Origin of the sequence: Alkalihalobacillus sp. BA299 (assembly GCF_017745675.1) — a bacterium.
Lineage (GTDB): Bacteria > Bacillota > Bacilli > Bacillales > Bacillaceae_F > Alkalihalobacterium.
In genome coordinates, this window is the sequence record NZ_JAFLJM010000058.1 from 1 (window position 1) to 935 (window position 935).

1 rRNA gene is annotated in these 935 nt (G+C 42.0%); it reads right to left on the bottom strand.

What is annotated here, in order from left to right:
- Nucleotides 1–832 precede the first annotated feature (832 nt).
- Nucleotides 833–935: ribosomal RNA gene (locus tag J0N78_RS25500) — 16S ribosomal RNA — on the bottom strand; the annotation flags it as partial.

Genomic DNA, 935 nt, shown 5'->3' on the forward strand with positions numbered 1-935 from the left:
GGCATTCACCGTGCGCCCTTCATAACTTAACCATTCGACAAATGATAAGCGGCGGATTACTTCGTTGGCTACGCTCTCTGTGTTGCTCATGTACCCTTTAAACGTACACTCCGCTACTCGAGATCTTACCGCCTTGTACTCCTTGCTTCTAATTTGTCTTTTTCGTTTTAAAAAAAGCTGCAAATTTCTTCGTCAGTTTTGCCCCTGCGGTACTCACGTATTATTGATACGATCCGTTCCTCGGGACTTCACTTCCTCGAACTCCTTGCTTCTTTTAAAACTTCTAAGTTTGTCAGAAATACTTCACTTCTATACAAACTTTTCATCTTACAAAAGGTTTATGAATTCTTGACTTATCGAGTTCACTAGATGTATTTACATACATCCCGGTAAAACTCAATGTCTATTTGTTGTTATCTAGTTTTCAAAGAACAATCTGACGAATGATAAGCGGCGGATTACTTCGTCGGCTGCGTTCTTTGCGTTGCTCATGTACCATTTAAACGTACACTCTGCTACTCAAGAACTTGCCGCCTCGTACTCCTTGCTTCTTGCTTCTAATTCGTCTTCAAATTAGAAATAAAGTTTATAAAATTGAGAGTTGAAATTCTCTCAAAACTGAACAAGGCGACTGACTTCAATCACACCTTGAACATTCGTCTGAGTTATACTTCATGCTGCCTTGCATCGAGGAAGCTCACTTCGAAGCTACACTCGTAGACGCAGATGCAAAAAGTTAATCAGACAGTTTTGAGTTCTCTCAAAACTGAACAAAACAGCACAAGCGTCAAACAACCGAAGTTGTCTGTCGACTAGAGTAAATACTCCATAGAAAGGAGGTGATCCAGCCGCACCTTCCGATACGGCTACCTTGTTACGACTTCACCCCAATCATCTGTCCCACCTTAGGCGGCTGGCCCCAAAAGGTTACCCCA